This window comes from Helicobacter pylori SA213A (genome assembly GCF_000476275.1).
In the GTDB taxonomy this organism is placed as follows: domain Bacteria; phylum Campylobacterota; class Campylobacteria; order Campylobacterales; family Helicobacteraceae; genus Helicobacter; species Helicobacter pylori_CL.
The window spans coordinates 1-442 of sequence record NZ_CBOM010000071.1; the positions used below are offsets into that span (position 1 = coordinate 1).

At 29.4% G+C, this 442-nt stretch carries 1 protein-coding gene; it reads right to left on the reverse strand.

The window, feature by feature from the left end:
- The coding region (locus QT74_RS07945; protein WP_033765939.1) for a DUF3944 domain-containing protein at window positions 1–147 on the reverse strand (147 nt) is incomplete at its 3' end.
- Window positions 148–442: the final 295 nt, after the last annotated feature.

The window sequence follows — 442 nt, forward strand, 5'->3', positions numbered from 1 at the left end:
CCTTTTGTATTCTATTGAGCTTGTGAGTTTTTCATTGTGTCTTTTTTCGCCGTCTTTACCAAAAACAAGCACCTCGAACAAATCCAATAAATCACTAGATTCCAGTTGCTTTAAAAATTCCAAGTCTCTATCATATTTGTATGCCATATTATTCCTTTATATTGTTTTATCACTTATTAAAAACAAACGACTTTTCACGCTCCATCGCTGTTTTTCTAAAGTGGTTACTGATTTTAATATCATTTGTCTAAAACTACACTTAATATTCTAAAAAGGCTAAAAGCCCAACGCTCTTTATAGATTTCATGCTTTAAAGCATCAATTTTCTCAAACACTAAAAATAAAACCCAGACATTTTATAGCATCTAGGTTTATATTGTATTTTTAAGAAAGGTTTAAAAAGAGTTAAAGAAGATTTTTAATTTCGTTTGCTTGTGCCTTT